The organism is Paenibacillus sp. PvR133, from assembly GCF_017833155.1.
Taxonomy (GTDB): Bacteria; Bacillota; Bacilli; order Paenibacillales; family Paenibacillaceae; genus Paenibacillus; species Paenibacillus polymyxa_B.
The window spans coordinates 5,521,493-5,543,129 of sequence record NZ_JAFIBS010000001.1; the positions used below are offsets into that span (position 1 = coordinate 5,521,493).

The 21,637-nt window shown below is 38.1% G+C and carries 18 protein-coding genes and 1 pseudogene; 5 read left to right on the forward strand and 14 right to left on the reverse strand.

What is annotated here, in order from left to right; genetic code table 11:
- Positions 1–141: 141 nt before the first annotated feature.
- The 10 genes and pseudogenes from JOE49_RS24140 to JOE49_RS24185 all read right to left on the reverse strand — a co-directional run bounded on the left by JOE49_RS24140 (position 142) and on the right by JOE49_RS24185 (position 10,092).
- Positions 142–1,485 (reverse strand): TldD/PmbA family protein, encoded by a 1,344-nt coding sequence (locus tag JOE49_RS24140; RefSeq protein WP_209943219.1) that lies wholly within the window; start codon positions 1,483–1,485, stop codon positions 142–144.
- Between the two features lie 3 nt (positions 1,486–1,488).
- Positions 1,489–2,883 (reverse strand): TldD/PmbA family protein, encoded by a 1,395-nt coding sequence (locus JOE49_RS24145; protein WP_209943220.1) that lies wholly within the window; start codon positions 2,881–2,883, stop codon positions 1,489–1,491.
- Positions 2,884–3,327: 444 nt separating this feature from the next.
- Positions 3,328–3,633, reverse strand: a complete 306-nt coding sequence (locus tag JOE49_RS24150; RefSeq protein WP_209943221.1) for a hypothetical protein — start codon at positions 3,631–3,633, stop codon at positions 3,328–3,330.
- A 139-nt stretch (positions 3,634–3,772) separates the two neighbouring features.
- Positions 3,773–4,217 (reverse strand): annotated as a pseudogene (locus tag JOE49_RS24155) (IS30 family transposase); the annotation flags it as partial.
- Positions 4,218–4,262: 45 nt separating this feature from the next.
- Positions 4,263–5,198 carry a hypothetical protein gene (locus JOE49_RS24160; RefSeq protein ID WP_209943229.1) on the reverse strand — a complete coding sequence of 312 codons (936 nt, stop codon included), beginning with the start codon at positions 5,196–5,198 and terminating at the stop codon, positions 4,263–4,265.
- Between the two features lie 325 nt (positions 5,199–5,523).
- Positions 5,524–6,087 carry a hypothetical protein gene (locus JOE49_RS24165; RefSeq protein WP_209943231.1) on the reverse strand — a complete coding sequence of 188 codons (564 nt, stop codon included), beginning with the start codon at positions 6,085–6,087 and terminating at the stop codon, positions 5,524–5,526.
- 91 nt (positions 6,088–6,178) lie between these two features.
- Positions 6,179–6,430, reverse strand: a complete 252-nt coding sequence (locus tag JOE49_RS24170) for a hypothetical protein (RefSeq protein ID WP_209943233.1) — start codon at positions 6,428–6,430, stop codon at positions 6,179–6,181.
- Between the two features lie 88 nt (positions 6,431–6,518).
- On the reverse strand, positions 6,519–8,462 hold the full coding sequence (locus tag JOE49_RS24175) for a DUF3732 domain-containing protein (RefSeq protein ID WP_209943235.1): 1,944 nt from the start codon (positions 8,460–8,462) through the stop codon (positions 6,519–6,521).
- The gene (locus JOE49_RS24180; RefSeq protein ID WP_209943237.1) at positions 8,459–8,953 is read right to left on the reverse strand and encodes a three component ABC system middle component; all 495 of its coding nucleotides are present in this window, start codon (positions 8,951–8,953) and stop codon (positions 8,459–8,461) included. Before JOE49_RS24180 ends, JOE49_RS24175 begins: the two co-directional genes overlap by 4 nt.
- Positions 8,950–10,092, reverse strand: coding sequence for a hypothetical protein (locus tag JOE49_RS24185; protein WP_209943239.1), 1,143 nt, complete (start codon positions 10,090–10,092; stop codon positions 8,950–8,952). Before JOE49_RS24185 ends, JOE49_RS24180 begins: the two co-directional genes overlap by 4 nt.
- 746 nt (positions 10,093–10,838) lie before the next feature.
- Between JOE49_RS24185 and JOE49_RS24190 the strand changes: the two genes are divergently transcribed.
- The 4 genes from JOE49_RS24190 (at position 10,839) to JOE49_RS24205 (ending at position 15,956) form a co-directional block, all read left to right on the forward strand.
- Positions 10,839–14,063 carry a contractile injection system protein, VgrG/Pvc8 family gene (locus tag JOE49_RS24190; protein WP_245248477.1) on the forward strand — a complete coding sequence of 1,075 codons (3,225 nt, stop codon included), beginning with the start codon at positions 10,839–10,841 and terminating at the stop codon, positions 14,061–14,063.
- A gap of 2 nt (positions 14,064–14,065) precedes the next feature.
- Positions 14,066–14,551 carry a hypothetical protein gene (locus JOE49_RS24195; RefSeq protein ID WP_061828766.1) on the forward strand — a complete coding sequence of 162 codons (486 nt, stop codon included), beginning with the start codon at positions 14,066–14,068 and terminating at the stop codon, positions 14,549–14,551.
- A gap of 239 nt (positions 14,552–14,790) precedes the next feature.
- Positions 14,791–15,318, forward strand: coding sequence for a hypothetical protein (locus JOE49_RS24200; RefSeq protein ID WP_209943241.1), 528 nt, complete (start codon positions 14,791–14,793; stop codon positions 15,316–15,318).
- Between the two features lie 278 nt (positions 15,319–15,596).
- Entirely contained in the window at positions 15,597–15,956 is a 360-nt protein-coding gene (locus JOE49_RS24205) for a putative zinc-binding protein (RefSeq protein WP_013372447.1), read from the forward strand.
- A 320-nt stretch (positions 15,957–16,276) separates the two neighbouring features.
- On the opposite strand, the gene JOE49_RS24210 is transcribed toward JOE49_RS24205, so the two are convergent.
- A complete protein-coding gene (locus tag JOE49_RS24210) occupies positions 16,277–16,510 on the reverse strand; it encodes a restriction endonuclease (protein ID WP_081326432.1) in 234 nt (77 codons plus the stop codon).
- A gap of 66 nt (positions 16,511–16,576) precedes the next feature.
- Here JOE49_RS24210 and JOE49_RS24215 point away from each other — a divergent pair, with 66 nt between their 5' ends.
- Positions 16,577–18,004, forward strand: coding sequence for a pyridoxal phosphate-dependent decarboxylase family protein (locus JOE49_RS24215; protein WP_209943243.1), 1,428 nt, complete (start codon positions 16,577–16,579; stop codon positions 18,002–18,004).
- A 383-nt stretch (positions 18,005–18,387) separates the two neighbouring features.
- Here JOE49_RS24215 and JOE49_RS24220 read toward each other — a convergent pair whose 3' ends face one another.
- From JOE49_RS24220 to JOE49_RS27000, 3 genes are all read right to left on the reverse strand, one after another.
- Positions 18,388–19,194 (reverse strand): M23 family metallopeptidase, encoded by an 807-nt coding sequence (locus JOE49_RS24220; protein WP_245248479.1) that lies wholly within the window; start codon positions 19,192–19,194, stop codon positions 18,388–18,390.
- A 126-nt stretch (positions 19,195–19,320) separates the two neighbouring features.
- Positions 19,321–20,445, reverse strand: a complete 1,125-nt coding sequence (locus tag JOE49_RS24225; RefSeq protein WP_209943247.1) for a serine hydrolase — start codon at positions 20,443–20,445, stop codon at positions 19,321–19,323.
- A 10-nt stretch (positions 20,446–20,455) separates the two neighbouring features.
- Positions 20,456–21,244, reverse strand: coding sequence for a DCC1-like thiol-disulfide oxidoreductase family protein (locus JOE49_RS27000; RefSeq protein ID WP_481856244.1), 789 nt, complete (start codon positions 21,242–21,244; stop codon positions 20,456–20,458).
- Between the last annotated feature and the right edge of the window lie 393 nt (positions 21,245–21,637).

A 21,637-nucleotide genomic window follows, 5' to 3' on the forward strand; every position in this document is an offset into this window, starting at 1 on the left:
CTGTAACCAAGCCTTTTTTTCATATTTCAAAGACTTTCTCCTACTTTACCATACCCTGATGCATCAGGCATCTGTAATCGCTAGGCAATCGGAACGTCAGAAACAGGCCGTGAGACTGAAAAAAGAAGGCTACTTCAGTCATTAGGAACCTGAAATCGAGAGTGCAGCCAGCCTGAGCGAAGGCGATGTGCAGCTTCCCGTAAAACGCAAATCGTTGCCAACTTCCTCTACCTGCTGCAATACATCAAAGAAGTTGCCTGATACGGTGATCTGATTGACTGCTCTGACCACTTGCCCCTGCTCAATCCAGTATCCCAGACAAGCCAGCGAAAAATTACCGGACGCCGTATTCGTACCCGCATGCAGCCCTTGCAGCTCTACGATCATCAGCCCGCGATCCGTCTCGCGAATCATGTCCTCCAACGTAGACGTCCCTGGTTCCACATACAGATTATGATACGACACACCGATTTTACCGTTATAGCTTCCCTTGGAAGCATTAGAGGTACTTTCCACCCCAGCCTTGCGAGCCGTCTTGCGATTATGGAAATACGTCCGTAGTTCGCCGTCCTTGATGATCTCATTACGATGCGTTGCGCTGCCTTCGGCATCAAACGTACTGCCTGCGGGAACGTTCTCCATCAGCGGATCATCAATCAGCGTAATATGCTCACTTGCCACCTTTTGCCCCAGTTTCCCAGCCAATCGCGAAAAGCCTTTATCCACCGACTCCGCTGAAAATACCGACGTATACGCAGCTAGCAATTGCGCTGCTGCATCATGACGGAAAATGACTGGATAGTTATCCGATTGGATCGTGTGCGCACCCAGCTTGGAAACAGCCTCTTTTACGGCTTTACGCGCCACATCCGCAATATCGATTTCCTCCACGCTCCGCAGCGAATAATCATGCCAACCCCCAGTTACCGTCTCGTCATGGTCTGCTGCAATCACATACACATAAGCGCTCGCCAGACTTTTGCGACGATGGCAGTGCAGTCCTTTTGTATTTACTATCAGAACCTCATTTTCACGAATGCTGACCGAGCAATGCCGAGCCATCACAATCCGTGGATCTGCGGCAAGCGCTGTACGTTCCATTTCTAGCGCCGCCTCGATCAGAATCTCAGGAGCCGTGTCAGCCAACGCTGCGGCATAAGCAGGCTGCTCAGGGTAACTCTCAGAGCCTGCGAACAGCTCATCCTGCTCCTCGCTTTCCAATATGTCCGCGTTGCTGCGAGCCTCTTCCAATAAAAAGTCGATCACGTCCGGTTCCAGCTTCTCCGTAGAGGCATAACCCATTTTCCCGTTAATGACACCCCGAAAGGAAAGCCCACCGTTTTCGACGATGGTATATTGGTCAATTTCTCCCTTCAGTACCTTCACTGAGGTAGAACGTCCATTTACATAGTAGATTTCCATATCCGCGTAGCCGATTTCCCGGCCTTTTGTGAACAACGCTTCCTGAAATTGCTGAATATTCATCGCCTATTCCCCCTTCCGTCCGCCGACGGTCATCTCGGACACACGAATTGTCGGCTGTCCGCAGTTGACCGGAAGACTTCCGCTGACCGAACCGCACATCCCCTGACCATGATCCAGATTGTTGCCGACCATATCAATATTTTGCAGGGTTTCAATGCCTTTGCCGATTAGCGTTGCGCCTTTGACCGGCTCGGCAATTCTGCCGTTGCGAATCATGTACGCCTCTTCAACCGCAAAATTGAACTCGCTCGTCGAGGTATTCACCGAACCACCGCCCAGCGATTTGGCATAGATCCCGTACTCCGTATTGGCAATGATCTCTTCACGGGTAGACTCGCCATTCGCAATAAACGTATTGTTCATACGGGATGCAGGCGCGAATTTATAGGACTGTCTTCGTCCTGACCCTGTCGCAGGTACACCCATCTGGCGCGAGCCCATGCGGTCGATCAGATATCCTTTTAAAATGCCGTTCTCAATCAGTACATTGCGCTGTGTCGGCGCTCCTTCATCATCGATATTGAGCGAGCCCCACGCGTTCTGAATCGTTCCATCATCTATAGCCGTGACGAGCGGTGAAGCCACCTGCTGCCCGATCTTATTCGCAAACACGGAGGTTCCATGCGCCACCGCCGTAGATTCCAGCCCGTGCCCACACGCCTCGTGAAAAAGAACGCCGCCGAAGCCGTTCTCAATTACGACAGGCAGTCTGCCGCTAGGTGCATATCCCGCTTTGACCATCGTGGTGGCAATACGAGCAGCGTGTCTGGCATTTTCTTCGATGTTCAGATTCTCCAAGAATTCAGTCCCTGCATACGCTCCTGGCCCACGGAACCCGGATTGTCTATGCTCTCCATCAGTCGCGATCGCGCTTATTCTCATGCGTGTATACGTGCGGGTATCCTCCACCAGTAGCCCGTTGCTATTGGCGATCAGCACGTTTTGGATTGAGTTACTGATCCCAATGGAAGTCTGCGTGATGGAAGGATCGTATTGGCTTGCTGCCTCATGCGCCCGTCTCATCATGTCAATCTTGGCGCGTTTCTGTGAAGCGTCAGGAATGATCGCAATCGGGTGGTGGTTAGGAATCGCATGGGGATGGAGTGTAGTGATGTGTGTACCTGGCACTCCACCGCCGCGAATGGCCTTGGCGGCCGATTTGGCTAGTCGAATCAGGCTCTGCTCGCTCATATCGCTGGTGTAGGCGTACACCGAGAAATGCTCCTTCATGATCCGAATGCCAATCCCAAAATCCCGGCCTGATAATGCCGTATCCACGACTCCCCCGGTCATACCCAGTTGTCCATTGGTACGGTCCTCGACGAACACCTCTGCAAAATCTCCGCCCGTCTCCAGCGCGGCTTGCAGCATATCCTGAATCTGTGTTGGATGTATCATCACGTTCCTCCTCGTTTTTGCCATGTTTCATATTGTACGGTTAAACGTTCAAGATAATATGCGGGTTCATGTTTATTTCCCATAACTTTACTATACATGATGTTGGGATTGGGTGTAACTATCTGGGTGGCGAGTGGTTTCGAGGGGAGTGAAGATTTATGGGTGGGGATGAAGGGATTGAAATGAGAAAACCCGATTAGGCCGTGAAGGGTCATGTCGGGTTTCTTCATTGAAAAAGGATTCAGTAACTGGATTGAGAACGTATGTGCATGTAAGACCGCTAGGGGGACGATCATTCTTTCGATCGCTGTTGCCCCCGGATTTTTTTGATTATATTTTAACGGTAAAAATCCGGTGGCGGTTTATGCTTACGAAGCAGCTTTCCTATGGAAAGCTTTCAGCCGAACGCTCCGCTTCTTCAGAATGATTCCGTCCCCTCCGCTGCTATGCTTGGGTTTGCTTCATTTTATTTGCCAAAATACTTTTTTTCAATCGAACTTTAAACAGTTCTCTGCGCAAATCTAGCTCCATGATATGAAGATGGTCTGCTGCTTCTTTGACCGTCTCCATGTGCAGTACGCTTGCCTTTTGAGAAATAATAGCTAGCGCATCCCAAATGAGCTTTGTGCATGTTTTAAGTCTCTCTATGTGTTCGTCTTCCTGCTGTACCAAGCTTTCGTATTGTTCAGTAGTATTTTCAGATGGTTTCATATGTTCCACGCTCTTTAGTATCTTAGGTTGGGTATCCAAGTTATCATCTCCTTTTTATTCAAAGTGTAGCAAAGGATGATAACGGATGTGGTACGTGGATACGTATATTGAGAGAATATTAAGAGAGAACGCTAGAGCCATTCAGTATGGAAGATAAAACCGACTATTACATGGTTGCGTTTCTATTGGAGCCGCGTTGCCAGGAGGAATATGGGTCGGCTAAATAGACCTGTATGTCATGTGTGGCTTCCAGATTTGAATAAAGACACACTCCTTGTCCTGGTCAGCAGTCGCGGTTGAAACGCTCCAGTAGGGTACTGGGCGGTGGCTACACCAAAGGCAACCTCCATCGACAATGCGGTGCGATGGGGCATCTGATTAGCGGTGTACAGCCGAGTCTTAAGTTCAATCAACATCGCTACGCAACCTTTGCTTTTCTCACGACGAAAGACCGCCAATATCCAGTTCCTAATGTCCAAATGTTTCCCGAGAACGGACATCTTTTGGACGCTAGGAAGTCGGTCTGCCCACCCCAACTTGCCATGTGTTTCCGTAGGTTGCTGCCGTTTGCCTTTGTGCCTAAGCACCGGTAATACGCCTTTAGCCAAACGCCCCGCATTAAGCAGCGATCAATTATAATAATGTTGCAAAAGAATATAAGAAGTATACTATCTATGTGCTTGTTGGTGCATATAATAAAACTTAACTTTTTCTAACCCTTTATAAATCTTATATATAATATCTTCATTAACGCTACATAATAAGAACTCATGAGTTGGTATTGCATCATAAAACTGATGTCTCCAAATGGATAAGTATACTTTTTCAGAACTACTTATACTTCCTTCATACTTAGGATATTTAACATCAACTATTAAATCTCTTTCTTCATCAATAATCCAATACTCATCAAATTTTAAAATCGGACTATCAAAACATTGGTTCCATAAATCCCTTAGTTGCTCAATTCTAGCCTTTTGTTTAAAATCAACATTTTTCAGTATTCTTTCTGCCAATATATCAAAAAAATCTAAATAATCATTTATAAATTTTATTATTAACTCTTTCTCAATGAGTAATTCTTGATTGATATCATATTTATATATATCAACTTTTTCGGGAAAATCTTTTGATGATATCCCTGCATTGTGTATCAGAGAATTTCTATAAATAGAAATATCACTACACTTTGTAATAACAGTCATAATATTTTCATTCTGTGGTTTATTTTTAATGTTTGCATATTTGATATTTGATACTATTTCAATAATATATAATAACTGTTCTTTTACATTTCCTTTAAATAAATTAAAAAGTTCATTTTCAATAACATCATTAATAATTTTATGGTCATCAGAGTTACACAACACATTTTTATTAATTGTAAATTTATCTTTTTTAAGCTTCCCAGGATTGATTATCAATATCTGATGCATAACATCTCTCAATGTAGCTTCAAAATAAGTCGTTGCCATAAGAAATAAGCCTTGATTAATTAAATCATCAGTATCTAACTTTGATTTTATGTCACTCATTTTCATGCAACTTTTACGTATAATTTCTATTAACTCATTTGAGGATACATTTTTCTTCCTATTCAACATGCCATCACCTCATTAAACATATATTGTAGGCTTGTTCCATTCTCGAGGTCCATGGAAGTGAAAGGACGGAACTCCATCCGAAATATCAGCTTTTAGTCCCTTCCATCCGGAAAAAACTCGCAAATAAGGAATACTTCTGGACTCGAATGTATAAATCCAAATAACACAAACTCAATTCAATATGTAGTTGTTAAGTGAATTATCAATACTACATATTATGTCTCCATCATTCTCCAATAAAGTCCATCCGAGCTACACATTCAATGTGTGTCGAGCTGACATAGAGAACAAGAAGGCATTAAAAGAAATTACATTTGCTCACTATCTATACAACAACATTTTCCAAATCAAGCTCGTGGAATGAGTAATAAAGAAAATTAATTTTTACATTTAATAAACTCATATCATTAGACAGTTTTGATAGTCTATCGTCAAGCTTTTCCTTTGTTTCCTTTTCAAATGAACTCACAATTACATAAGTTAATTGTACTTCTTTATTTTTCTTGGTGATTGATTGATAATCAATTACTTGGCTTATTTTTTTGTTTATTGATTTTTTGATTAATGTTAAAGGAAGTGGCGACTGTAAAAATACTTTAGTGTCAAAGATAATATCTCTTGTGTCTAGTTCTAATAATCCATCTAACTCAATGACTGTTGATGACCTACCAATGATTCTGATATGCCTTTGTACCTGCTTCTGATACTGCTTTTCAATATCTTTAAAGACTAATTCTTCAGCGATTAATGCAAAATGGACAGGTTTCAGGTTATCCTTTTTCAATTCCAAGTTAGTAGTCTGTTCCGTTGGATCGTTACCATTCTTTTCTTCGGTCCCAACTTCTTGTTTAGAAGCTGTTGATTCGGAAGTATTAAGAAATGTTTCCATTTTGTCGGTCTCTATCTCTTTTGTTTTACTTTCTAATACTTCATCTTTAGAAATGAATTCCTTCCTATAATCAAAATAGTCCTTGTTCCCTCTAAATAATAGCCGCTAAATTTTGAAGGAAATCTAACTGAGTAACAGCAGTTGCAATGATAAAAATTGCGGCAAAATAACACCATGCGTTATTTGCAAAAAGACACAATCCCAGCAATAGTAATAAACCTGCTAATCTTAATGAATGTTCTTTTAAAGCCCCTTTTAAGGTTATGAATGAAAAGACAAAGCCAAGTAATATAGAAATAGCGGATACAACTTCCCTAAAACTTTCAGGTATTATTTTTTCCATAGAAAGTACCCCGTTTTTCATTGTTTCCATTTTGAAAAAAACCATTTTTAACCATATATTTTATTTTATAGTGTCTGATTTTTATTATTTAGATCAATGCCTCTGTTGTCTCCCCCTTCCTCCAATTACGTCTTGTGTATTCCCTAAATAAATCCTTAATTTCAAGTTCTTCACCATCAACATGATCAACAATTATAATCTGAGGCAAAATCCCAGTATCTTTTTTAATATCTTTTATCTCATTGAAAATTGTGTTATACATATTATTTACGGCCTCAATATCTGTCTGCTTACTAGATTCATTTTCATGTTCCGAACTATTTTTAATTCCTTGTGGAAAATAAACCTGACTTGGTTGGTCGAAAAACAATAGTAATGGCATTGGTGAATTTTCTTTCTGCTCAGTAAATAATCTTAAAAAGCTGAGAAATAGAGCGATGTGACAGGAAACCCAATTAGCCCCACTTCCCATTTCACTCAGATAAATCTTATCATTATTTTTTTTATGACATACATCAAAGGTTTCTATATCTATATCTAGATTAACTGGTTTAAATTCCTCTTCAAAATCAAGTGTCTTAGCCAGTTTATTCATAGTCGCTTCCAATTCTTTTTTAGCATTAGCAATCTTACTTTCAACATTAAATACACCTATCTCTCCATCTAGCTCATTTATTTTTTTGGTAATCTCTATTATTTCTTCATTAACATTTCCGATTATCTCGCCGCTGATGGTATCAACATAAAGCTTAATTTTAGCTTTAGCAAAGCTTATTTTGTCTTGAAGTTTGTTAAATGTATCTGAGTTCAAATATCTTCTTTCTATATTTTTCATTTGACCATATACTTTCTTTATAAGAGACTCCACTTTTAATCGTTCATTTTCGAGTTTCCTAATATCCTCCAAAAAACTATTACTATAGGTATTAGTAAAATTTATTTCATTATCAAGCCAGTTAGATGCTTCTATTAATTCATTATTTAAGTGGTTAATAGATTGGCAATTACCACCACAAAGTGGACAGGTATAATTATCTTTTAAGGGTTCAGAAATACTAGTCTTTTGTCTTAATTCATTAAGGGTTTCAATGTATTTATAACCCACATGATTTGCGTCTTTTAATTCATTTATCTTTAGATTTAATTCGCTTTCTCGTTGTCTTAAATTCTCGATTTCTTGAGAAAGAGTATTATAACGGTCAACTATATCTTTTGAGGAAAATTTAGATAGGTCAATCTCAGGCAAATTTCTGGAGAGCTTAATTAAATCAACAATTGATTTATTGTTTATAAAAGGAACATTAATTAATGCATAATAATCTTTAAATATCGCTATTAATTCTTCACGTATTTTTTTATCGATTGATGCATTCTCTTTTTCTCTTTTCTGCAATTTTCTCAGAATTTTTTTATACTCATTTAATTGTATTGTCTTCGTATAATATTCCTGTCCAATATACCCAGCGAAAATAGGAAATTGCTGTATAACATCTTGTCTTTTATAAAAATCCGAAAATCTATAAAATAAGGCAAACTTACTAGCCATCAAATTTTGATGTTGAAACATATAAGAAACCATATTTCTTAAAGAGGCCTTTTTAGGCTTTTGTCCTTCATTTGTTTCAATATTATCGACCTCCATACCTAGTTGTTTCTCTATTAAATATTGAACATCCTTAACGTTATGTTTCTGTCTACTATCAAAGTACTCAATATTTATATCTTCTGCCTGTATAGAATTCTTCTCAATAGAAAAATACATCTTTCCTCCTGTTTCCCATCGTTCTCTACCAATAATGAGAGTCCTGTCATTTACAATGAAAATTAAACAAAAAATACTTCCGAAATCTGTTATTTTTCCTTTCGGAATAGTACAACGTGAACTACAAAGACAATAATCTATTATCTCTACTAAGGCACTCTTACCTGTTTTTGAGTCACCAGTTATGATATTTACTCCTTCTTGGAAATCTACAAAACGCTTTTCACCATCTTTATTAAAAATGACAATTGCATTTATATAACTTTTCAACTACTTTTCACCCCTAAATAATAATCTAAATTTTCGACAGAACTTTTACTAAAAATAACTCCTAAATAAAAAGCAGCTCTAAGTAGTTCGCTGATGTTCGAGTTTTTATAATTACTGTAATTGTCTTTTTTAAGTAGAACGACAGAATTACCTATGCTGATTTTCTCCTCATTAACCAATATAATAATAGTATCTTTTGTTAAATTTTTCAATTCTATAAACCTATCCAAAAATCCTGATAGATTTGATTGAATAGATAATTTTAATTTTTCATAGTCTCTATAATCTCTTTTTTTAAATACCGTTTCTAATCTACTTATTCTATTTGCCTTAATAAGTCTTTCTCTGGAATCCTTACTTAAAATTATTGGTAATACATAAAATAACAGTTTAAATTCAACGGGTGATCCGTAACCTTCTAAAAAACTTTGGATAATCTTACTCATCATATATGGATTTAAAGATAAAGTTTTAATATGTTTTAGGCTCAATTTTCATCACCTACATCCCATGTAAAACCGTCATTTTCAACTATGTCATGAACAACTCCCTTTTGAAAAAAGGGTTGATTTGGATTTATAGAACCAAATGGTATCGCATTCCATGACATAACTTCACTGTAAAATTTTTTCGATTCTTTAATCTGAGTATTGCGATCAGAATCCTCGTTATCTATGATATAAAGATCTTTTGTATAATTCAGCTTTTCATGCAAATTAACCCGATATTCTGAAATACCTTTATTAAATATAAGGTTATCAATATAATGCTTATTTACCGTCATATTGCACTTCCATAAATCGCTGATAGCTAACGGTATTTGTTTATCATACTTAATTCTCTTAATTTCTCTTACAAAGACCTTATTTTGGTTTTCCTCCTCTACTTCCACAGGAAGAGGAAGATGCATATATTCAGTAAGAAGTGGCACTGTGTCTTTTTGAACAAATGAGGGTGTGGCCTCTCGAAGTAATGCTACAAAATCACTATATTTCACTTCCCAAATATGAGGGGGGTTTTTGACCTGAGTTACAATAACACCCAGTAAATATGCAATGAAGTTTTCTCGGTTCTCTTCTGGTACGTGTGGAATATACTTTCCAAATTCATTATCAATATTATTAATTTGTTGTTGTCTACTCATAATCTCAAGTCTTGATAAAATTGATCTTAGGTTATGCTCATTATAATTTTCCTTCAAGAAAACATCATTATATAGTGTGCGAAAGGTATTTTCTCTACTTTTTATCGAATCGCCAATTTTTTTTAATATAGTCAATCTTTCGTCTTCTCTTTTTTCATTCCATTTATATAAAGACGAGGTCGAATCTATTTCGGATGTTGTAAACAAAATCAATCGTTTAATATCTGTCAGTCTTTCAAACTCCTTGAGCCAATTTCTTAATGTTTTCCAGAAATCAATATTCCGATCTATGAGACTAGATTTATTTACGTGATGCTTTACTTCCATTTGAAAAGAATTATTTTTGGATATTTTTGTAATATCCCCTGTTAATTCGAAAGTTATTGTTTCTTCCACTTCCATTTTGAAGCATTCTAACAACCCAATATAATGTTGATAAATATCTCCTAACTTTGTCAAAGTAGCATCATTACTGGCTCTATTCACAAACACACCTCGTTGCTCAGGAATAATTTTTTCAAGTTGAATCTCTAAAACAATTAAAATAAATATATTAATTCTTGAAAATTTAATTTATAAAAGCAAAATATTATTTATTGATATCAATTCTCATTCATTGCAATTAAGACTTTTGAACCACGCCTTTTTTCACAATTTTCGACACCAAAGCAGCTAAATCCTTCCAAACAGACGTTCTATTTATCTTAGGCTTAAAACCTGACAATTAATTAGCCTGTTATTCTAAGAATAAAATAGAACAATAAATGCCCTACTCAATATGAACATTCAACAAATTGATGTGTAACCACGTGTATGATAATACCTCTTTCCGAAACGGCTACTCACCCTTTCTAACATACGTTCCCGATATATCATCACCGTACATCTACATGTATCGAGGCGATGGAAGGTATATATTCCCTCATACCTCCTACTATATGCATTTTTCTACTCTCCCCCATATCACCTGTCTTCCAATAATACACATAGTAAATACCACAACGAATGGGTCATTCTGTAAACAAAATCTCTCTTTTAACCGATAAATACATATGCTGGGTTGTTTATTAAATATCACCTCTCGTCCCTTTATAGCGTACAAACCTTGTAATACATATCTATTTTGACTGACAGTTATACTCATCTGCTGCTTCTATAATCAGAAGCAATTGCAAAATGACGTGCTTCACTTGGAAATACCCATCGCATCTAGAAAGGAGTCATGAACTCACTTGAGCGTATTATCAGATGGGATCGGATATGAAAGCCTACGCTTTTATGGTCCCTTTCAGCCACTACACATCGAACAACTTCAAATAACACGCACCATTAATGATCATGCCTATTTACATATTAGCGGCATGCTCTCCGAAGAACAAGGAGCTGCATGCATCGGACAGGATATGGAGCAAGAACCCATTGTGATCCGTCAGTTGAATGATCAGGGACAATCGCTGAGAAGGCTGTTCCATGGGATTGTTACGCATATGTCCGTACACTGCGTGCGAGGCGTGTATACGTTTGAACTGGAGGCCTCTTCCCATTCGTACCAAATGGATATTAAGCGTAAAAGGCGCTCCTATCAAGATATTCACCGCACCTATGATGATCTGGTCACTGCGCTGATTCGAAAATATCAGTACGGAGATGCCATTGATACAGTAAGCAACTATGCCAAACTGGAGACTTTTGTTTTACAATATGAGGAGACAGATTGGGCGTTTTTAAAACGTCTCGCTTCTCGCTTTGGCTCCGTACTTGTGCCAGAGGTAACCGCAGCCTCGCCCAAGGTTTTCTTCGGGATGCCCGAAGGCAAGCAGCATAAGGTGGAGCGAGATGTATTTTATCGAGTACGAAAAACGTTTCATGAACTGGATACGGAAAAGCCAGGCGAACGTGCTGGCTCGTATATCACCTATATGATCGAAAGCCTGCAATACTATGCGCTGGGCGACCTCATCACGTTACCCATTGGACAAGGTAAAGAACTGGTCGTGGTTCGAGCCGTGACCACATTAACGGATGGCTTACTGCGTACTCGCTATGATCTTCAAGCCGAACAGGATATCCGATATGCCCGTTATGAAAACGATCAGGCTACCGGGATTTCGTTGACAGGAACGGTACTGAAGGTACAGCAGGATTTTGTACAACTTCAACTGGACATCGACCCGAAACAAGATCCTGCCAAAGCCTACTCGTTTCCCGTAGCCACCCGTTATGTCGCGGAAGAACACAGTGGCTGGTACGATATGCCTGAGATTGGGGAACAGGTGGAGTTGTATCTGCCTACCCACCGCGAACAAGATGCCTATGTAACGGATTCACTGCGACAACAACGCCACACAAATGGACAGTCGAATGTGAAGGTATGGCAACATGTACAAGGTAGCGGCGTAGAAATGTCTGAGCATGAACTAACTCTATCCACCTCCGGTGAATTTTCCATTACACTGCATGAAGGTAACGGCATTACGATCGACAGTCCGGGGAATGTGCAGATTCAGGGTGGTCACGTGAAGCTCGATGCAGGCGAGGAACTTTCGCTCGAAGCTGGAACGGCGCTGTATCTAAAAGGCGGAGCCAGCAGCATGGTACTGGATGGTGAGACGGATACCAAAGCTCCGGTGATATATCAGGAAGGTACGGTGAAAGCCCCTGTTTTCGTAGCCGACCTCCCCCCTGTGCCTGAGCCGCCACTCATGAGCATCAAAGCATACGAGGCGGCGCAAGCTCCATCAGCAGCTAAGACTTCATCAAGCAGCACTCCTACCGCCAAAGTAACAAGTCCGGCTGCACTTCAACAAGCCAACTCTTTGTTGGGTACGGTGTCCAAGCTATTAGGCTCCATTCCAGTGATGGGAAAAGTGGCTGGTGTTGTTGCGGGAGCTTTAGGTGGGCCTGCGGTGGGTGTCATTCTGAAAGCAACCGCAATGATCCCCGTTCGGAGCAAAGGAACAAGTCACGCTGGAGGTAGTGCTCCTAAAGGTGGTTTGCATCCACTGAAGCATCTAGCTAGTTTAGCACTCCAAGGGCTAATAAGCCAATACGAGCATGAGCGGGCTAAGGAAGCCTATTATAGCAAGTGGATTTTGGGGAAAGTGTTTACGAGTGCACGTCATATTGCGCATTCTGGTGGCCCATTAGAACTGGTTCAAAACCTGCTGAAAGAGTCAAATGCCATGGCTCAAGCGTATCAGCAAGTTCCTAAAAACATTCAGGAGAAATGGCTCCGAGATCATGAGGAAAAACAACGCCTTCAAGCAGCACAAACGCAGAAACATGAGAATCCAAAACTTGCATTATGGAGAGAAAGAAAAACTAGTGAATATACTTCATATTGGAATCAAACTAATTATTTTACAGCCAACTGGTGGCAGGATGAAAATAAGCTAAAACAAGCAGAGCAAGCACTGCGCACTGAAATTACAATGAAGCGCAAACTATCACTGTATGATATTAAAGATCCTAATAAATTGGCCGCCATCCAGCGTATCGTCAATGCAAAACGCACACACGTATGGGATGAAGGAACTCTCAATGCCATTGAAGATGGTTTAGTAGCGATGAATGTGGACTCTACAAATGCTATTGAGTTGGACAAAGAGAAAATGGATGCACTCATTACTCGATACAATCAAGGCTTTATTGGACAAAAATCTGGAGATTACATGGAAAGGACAGGCTTAAGCGATTTAGTCGAAGAAACGACTTATGGGATTGTAGCAGCCCGGATCGGTATGGGGAGTGCAGGAAGTTCTCCTGCTAGGTCTAGCCAGCCACCTATTGCAGAAAATCCGCCTGCAAAACCCAATTCAAAGGGTGGTCCAGGTGTAAACAGACCCATTGATGAGTTCAATGATTCGGCGATTTATAATGGGGCAAATTCAAGTAGACCTAAGGAGTCACCTAAACTACCGAATTCGAGCAAGCCTCCTGAAGATACTCTAAAAGCTTCTAATGTTGGCAGTGTAGTCAAGAGTGGAAATAAAACGAAATATACAAATTCGGCTGGTAATGAGTTAATTTGGGATGATCAACATCCGAAAAATATTAATCGCGATATTGATAATCTTTTAAACAGTAAAGACCCGGGAAAAGCTACTGAGGCAAAAGTAGCTTCCGCTGTTAGAGAAAATAAGGAAGTAACAGCATTTGGCCAAAAAATTCAAAGGTCAGATGGTAACCCGGCGGGCGATTTTGACGTAGTAACTAAGGATGAAATTATTGAAGTTAAGAAATCATTAAAAGCTGTTACAAATGTTGAACAGTTTGATAAATACGTTAATGTAAATCATGACGGTTATTTTAATCATAACCAGAAGAAAGTCATTTTATATATTGACAAGCCATTGACTAATTTACATCAGAACGATCTGAAAAAATTGGAAGTTATTAAATCTAAAGGTGTTACTATTGTAAACTCTATAGATGAACTCAAGGAGGTATTAAAGTAAAGATGGGGACTCCGGCAGTTATTTTAACGAATAAAGAGAGATATTCTCCTGAGAAGCTGTTAGCAGATACTATAGTTGCAGCCTTTCATTCGGATGCATCTCTCTATTTCTACAACAATAAAAATTACTCAGATGAAGGGAAGTTTTCATATACAACGCTGAATATTAATAATAGATCATTTGCGGGGAACAACGAATCTTCATTAATCTTTTATATTCATAGTATTAATAGTTCAAGTATTGATTTTTACTATCACGAAGATTTAGGTTTAGATACAAATTTATTGCTATGCCAAGTCGGGCATATTGAGGATATCTATGGTAATCAAGAGTTGATATTCAATTTTATTTACGAATACCTCAAGCTAAATCCTGATGATTATTTTTGGATTGCAGATTATGATTGGGTTTACAGTTGGGAAGACATACAAAAATTAAAATTATTACCGTATGACCCAGATTGGTGCTATAAGAATCCTAAAAACTAACTTATGAGTACAATGTGATAACAAGATCGTACAACACAACAAACCAAACACTAAAAAAGACATAAAATCGGTAAACCTTCAAAGGCTTATTTCGACTTGAATCTATGAGTAGGAATGAGCTTTTTTTGTATACTCAAAATCAAAAGAAGACGAAAATAATGTCAAAACGAAAACTGCGCATTTACGCTTAAGGGAAATGTTGCCGCCGCAGTAACCGGATGGTATAAAGGAGACTAACGATGATAAACATGGAAAAATTTAAACATATTTCAATGAGGGGTAGAGTTGCATATGGTATTAGCTGCTTCGAGAACACTATTATTGCCTTGAAATATGATGTTAATGATTGGAAGATCGATTTGAATTATTTATGGGAATTCACTAATATACAATACTTGGATGATTGGAATGATATTGTTGTTGAAATAATACCTGAGAATTTAACAGAACTCAAAACATACGAGGAGGAAGAGTTTGAGAGGTTGAGTAAAGATGAATTCATATATTTGTATAACTTATATCAAAATATTGATGGATCAGTCGACGCCTTACTGCGAGGTATTTATGACCTTGGTATCAGTCATGCGTACACTGTAATCGAAGGATACGGCGAAAGCAGTTTGAAATCTTTGGAGAGAATTATAAAGCTCATGATAGATTACAATTTTCCATTGCCAAGTATCGACCCATTTCTAAAATTTTCTATAGAAGAAAATAAAGGATGGGGTGACAAGTTTGATGGTACAAAATTATCTAAAATTCTTTAACATAGAAATTGATTAGTTTAAGTGTACCTAAACAGTAAAATTCCAGAAGCTTATTCCAACTTAAATCTATGAGTAGGGATAAGCTTTTTTTCTAAAGATCTGGCTGAATTGTATACACACAGTTAGCCCTATAATAGATTTTGCAAAATGTTGTCGTGATCGTGATCACGGTTTAGACTGTAAATTTAAGTTAAAATACAAACAATTTTAAATTTATTTCAGCTGAAACCAAAGATACTGTGATGGATCACAAAGAAAAAACAAGGAAGTGTACAAAGATGAAAAGAACTGATTTACCTCTTGTCTATTCATGTTCTGGATGTTCCTCCGCAGCACAAACCGCTAACATGATCGCTATACAAATGGATCGAGAAAAAGTCGCTGAAATGTCCTGCATTGCTGGGGTTGGTGGTGATGTCAAACCACTTGTCAGAACAGCAAAATCGGGACGTGACATCATTGCAATTGACGGCTGTCCCTTGTCCTGTTGCAAGAGTTGCTTAGCAAGGCATGAAGTTCAACCCAAACACTATTTCCTGCTGTCTGACTTTGACGTACCCAAGATAATAGGAGAAGATCCTAACCCCGATCATTATAGGAATGCTTACACACAAATCTTAGAACAAATTGGACAATAATTCTTAGTCAAAATTAAGGTGTGTATCGAAAGATGGCTCACCCATTTTTTTATTCCTTTGAGGTGTTGGTACAATATACAGTAAAAGTATAGTTGGCTCTTATTAACAATATAAGTAAATTAGTTTTTACTGGTGGCTCCTATCGCATCTTTAAGGGGCACCAGTATTTTTTTACTCCCAGTTTAATGCAGAGTCATTTTTTAAATTTTTAAGTAGCTCATTTGCAACATCTGGCAAAGCGTTTTCGAACACTTTTCTTACAAGTACTATACATTTATTCTCTTTTTTTAATTATTTTCAGATAACTAAGGTTCCCCCTCCTATATTACAAGCTCCCCCGCTCCTTGCTGCCTTGTAAAATTACTCGTCGTTACCATCCAAGCAACACAGCAACTATGTACCTGCTTACCAGCCTTGAGTTGGAGTAGTATACCATTCTCAACATCACGTTTCCAGCATTTGCACTGAACGGCGATTTTATAGCTCTCTTTGCCTTTGAGAATTACTTTGCATAATAGCGAAGAGCCTAAAAATAAACGTAATGATGAAATCAGTGAATATCACAATATGACAACAGATGTTATATTATACTTGATTGAAGTTAAGCAAAGGAGATGCTTATGATGAATCAAGAACCAAATCAGCAATTAGGTGAGATTATTGAACAGTTCATACATTCATATATTGCAGAAAATAACAATATTCGATCCCGAAAAGTAGTCAACACTGCAGATGGGGATACAATAGCTCATTTAAGGGGAATTGGTTTTCCGAAAAAAGGAAGACCGATACAAGAGGTCGTCGATGAAATGAGGAAAAACGTCTATCCTCACCAAACCTTCATGCAACACCCTCGCTTTTTCGCATTGGTTCCTGGTCCAATGTCTCTTTACTCGTGGTTAGGAGATATCATGACCAGCGCTTATAATACCCATGCCGGAAGCTGGATGCTGAGTTCGAGCGCAAGCCTTTTAGAGGGGGAAGTGATCCGGTGGATGTGTGACCAAGCAGGATATCCCAATACTGCTGGAGGCTTATTTCTGTCGGGCGGATCGCTGTCGAATTTGACCGCTTTAGCGGCTGCACGCAATGCAAGGTTATCCGAGCAGGAATATGCCATTGGAACTGCTTATGTTTCAGATCAAACTCATTCATCGGTCGCCAAAGGGTTACGCATCCTCGGATTCCGTGGTGATCAAATCAGAAAGATTCCAAGTGATAAAAATTTTCGTATGGATGTTTCAGCCTTAGAAAAAAAAGTAATGGATGATCAGGCGGCTGGCATGAAGCCTTTTGCGATCATTGCCACGGCAGGCACAACCAATACGGGAAGCATCGACCCGTTAAACGAAATTGCTGACCTATGTGAAAAACATAACATTTGGTTACACGTGGATGGAGCTTACGGTGCATCGATTTTGGCTTCTTCGAAATATAAGCCCCTTTTGAGCGGTATATCGCGTTCAGATAGCATTACCTGGGATGCACATAAATGGTTAATGCAGACATATTCCTGTAGCGTAGTTTTAGCCAAAGAAAATCAACAGCTCAGAAACTGCTTCAGCACACATCCAGAATATTTGAAAGATGCCGAGACTAATGAAGAATATATTAATTATTGGGATCTGGGCCCTGAATTAACGCGGCCTGCTCGAAGTTTGAAACTATGGGTGACACTACAGGCTTTAGGAACTAATGCTGTCGGTGAAGCCATAGAGCATGGAGTTCAACTCGCAGAATGGGCTGACGATGAAATCAAAAAACATAATGATTGGGAAATTGTATCCCCCGCACAGTTAGCGATTGTTAATTTTCGATATGCGCCAACTGGATTATCTGAGCAAGAATTAGATTCACTCAATAAAAAGATCTCCCAAGAAATGATGACAAACGGATACGCCTCTGTGCTTACGACACAACTTAATGGAAAAACTGTTCTCCGAATCTGTGCAATTCACCCAGACACTACGGAACATGAGATAAGGAATACAATTCAGCTTTTATCGAATATAGCACGCTCATTGAATGAGACAAAAGCCTTTTTGTGATGAAAAATTGTGAAATGAAATGCTACACTTTCTGTAAATGAATAAAAATGCTCAACATCACACAAATAAAAGGGGCTCGCGGCCCCTCTTTACTGTTTCTCCCTACCTCTTCCAAATTAATGTCCTTGTTCAGTAAAAATGAACAGCACTCAACCCTAAAGCGATTTTTTGAATGCAGGAACATATTCAAATTGTTCTCAAACCCTCGTTCATCAATGCTTCTTATCTCGATATATTACTACCACGCACTCCACGTGTGTCGAGACGATGGTAAGGATATACCTCTCGCTTAAGTTGAAAATACTTGCTCTGAAGAACAATACACCATACTAAAAATCTGGTAAACAAATTCTCAAACCGACTTTCTAGGTAGGTATACATTTTTAACGAAAAATAAGTGTTTGATTAAATAGCAAATCATTTCTCTTTAAGTAATTACCATTAAAAGTAATAGGAACCGAGGTTCCATTGAAGTAATCTCTCTTATTATCATGTTTTATAGCATGAACATGAAGATGCGGCTCACTACTGTAACCTGAGTTCCCTACTTTCGCAATTTCTTGTCCAACCTTGACAAAATCATTTTTCTTGACTAATAGACTATTTTTCTTCAAGTGTAACAACAGAATATTATATCCTTGGTGTTTGATGATAATCATATTTGTAGTACTACGGCCCAGGGAGTTTGGGACATTATCTTCTACTCCATCCACAACTTCGATAATTCTCCCCTCAACCGGACTATATACTGAATCATTATAAATGGGATAGGATTTTAAAGATTCAGGATTATCAAATATCCCTTTTCTTGAACCTAACGGGGTGAGCTTAGTTATATCCACCGCATATTTCAGAGTACGATGCGAAAAGTGATAGTTCATAGATGAACTCATTCCACCATTCACTACCTCGTAAGCCCCTCCTTTCAAAGGGAACGCTAAATCGACTGCATCTTCGTGTTTAGGAGTGGATGTAATGTATGAAATACTAAATAAAATACATATAAAAACTTGATATATTGCTAATAAACCATAAAGAGAAAGGAATATTCGTGTTCTTCTATTTAAGCCATTAAATTTAAAAGAGCGTAAAGTAATCATTTGACGGAATAAGGAACATCCAAACAATACGATGCAAACCGGTCGTAAATAATAGCTAATTTCTGTCCAATCATTTATGAATAAAATCATGAACGTATATGCACTTGTAAACAAAGTGTGTATATACCACGAAATACGATTTTTAAATGGAAAGTAAGCCATGATCCAGTAAAGTATAAGCGGAATCAGCAGCATTTTTACAAAATAAAAAAACATTCAATTTCTTCCCTTGTCATATGATAATTTGCTTCTTACCTCTTCTTGAAATGCAGTATCCGTTAATAATTTGTAAAAAAACAAATCCAGCTTCTGCTTGAGCCAAATATGATCCACCCCAGAATCATCTTGAATAAACATGGCTAGTTGAATGTCATTTCCTTCCCGATCCGTACAATATAAAGCCTCTGTTAGAACAGAAATGGTAGATCCACCTTTGTTTCCAAACTCTATTAACTTGGAGTTATTCACTTGTCGCTGAATTAGCATCTTTAGATATGGATTTATAGTAGAAGGAACCAACTCCCCCTTGTGTATAAGCTTCATGAGGTAAGCATACTCTTTAGTCGTTGAACGAGGAAGCTTGCGCGATTCCAGCACTTGAAGCTTTCGTACATAATTCTGCCTGGTGTTCCATTTCTGAATACATTCTATCCCCTGATCACGATTTAAAATCTGATGAATTTCAATAGATTTTTTCATATATTCCTCGTAACTCATCTCACTTATCTTTTGTATCGACTCTTTAAAACCTATGTTTTCGGTCTCTTGGATATAAGGAGACATGAATCCCGCAGATGAAAAAGGAAAGATTTTATCATGGGAAGAAAGTGAGAGCTTCATAATATTCTCATTTATCTTATCCAAACCCATTTTCGCCATCAGAAATTCTGTATTGGCATTGGAACTATATGCTAACATGCCGTGAGTAATATCCAATAACGTAATTTTCCCTTGAACCTCTTTATGGTTTGCGCGAATGGATTTGATCCAGTTATGATGAGCGTTACCATCGGAACCAGGGATATAAAATTTATTTAATTCCTCTAAAGGAACAAGTTCCTGCTCGTCTAATATTTTCGCTGCAACTTGGCGAGCAAATTCGATAGCAATGATCACTTTGGCCGTGCTGGCAAGCGGCATTTTAACTTCTGAGTTATAGCTGATTTTCTCCATACCATTTTTGATCATAAACAAAGATGCTTTACTCGGATTTTCCTTCAAAAAACTTAGAACATCCATTTCTGTTTTCTTATTATTTTGGCGCTTCGCAATGAACAAAAACAGGACACATATGAACACAAATATTAAAATTATAGCTACTAACGATAAAATTATTTTCATACTTTGCTCCTTAATGGACACGCTTAGGCTGAAGTTCACATAAGTCGTCACAGTTCCCCACGGGAATCACTTTTCTTTTAGAAGCTATATAATCATACAAATAACCACCAATACCCATTTTTTTGAAAATAATTATAAAGGGAACCGCCCACCAAAGATACGGTATTCTTGTACAAATTTGTGCAATAGAGTCAATTCCACGTTGTATTTTACTGGAATCATTCATTGAGAAACTATGCATTCGCCTTTCTAATTCATTAACATCTAATTTGTATGCTTGAACCAATGAAGAATTCCGAAAACTAACAAGCCGTAGCATTCTAAAATAATCTAGCTTGTACAAATTGTCTTTTATATTTGTACAGACAGGACACCAACCATCATAGAAAACCAGAATTTGTTTGTGTTGAAAACTTACATATCCTAATTTTCTTGTTTTTCTTCGAATTGTAATTGATATTTTCCGGAAGCTGATCTTTATAAAATGGTATAACTTTTTATATTCTCGATCCGTAAACAACAATAATTCCATAACAATCATAATTAGTGAAAACGTCAGTAAGCCCATGCCTATACCGATTCCTGCATGAAACAATATCATAGCAATAACTACAAACGGTTTAAGGCTTTTATTAATTACAGCAAAAGGAAAAGATATTTTAACAATTATAGATAAATAAGTGAATAAAATGGTGAGTCCAACATAATGGTTAACCATATAATCCAAAATAGGTCTGCTAAACTCTCTCACCTGAGAGATATAATAAAGTGCCGTTCCGTTTTGCCACATTTCTCCCATAAGCTGATACATTCCTGAGAAGAAATAAACAATACACAGTTGTATAATACAAAAAAGTACTGCAAAATTGTGAATTATTATGGATAACTTATAAATCAAAGACTGCTTCGAGCCTTTTCCATGTAAGCTATTCAATTTAGAATCAAAAGAGAAATATGCAGTATTATTGGCGAATAGGAGAAAAAACATATTTACTATCAGTAAATTGTCTCCTCCGTCACTTATATGAAAAGAACGAACATACAGTGAATAAAAAAATAGATAGGTCAGAATTGAAAAAAGGCGGCCTTTGTATCCAATTAAATAAAAAATAGTAACCACAATTCCTAAATGATAGATAAAGTCAAAAAATAAAGCTGATGAATTCAAATTATATAAAGACCATGTTAATGA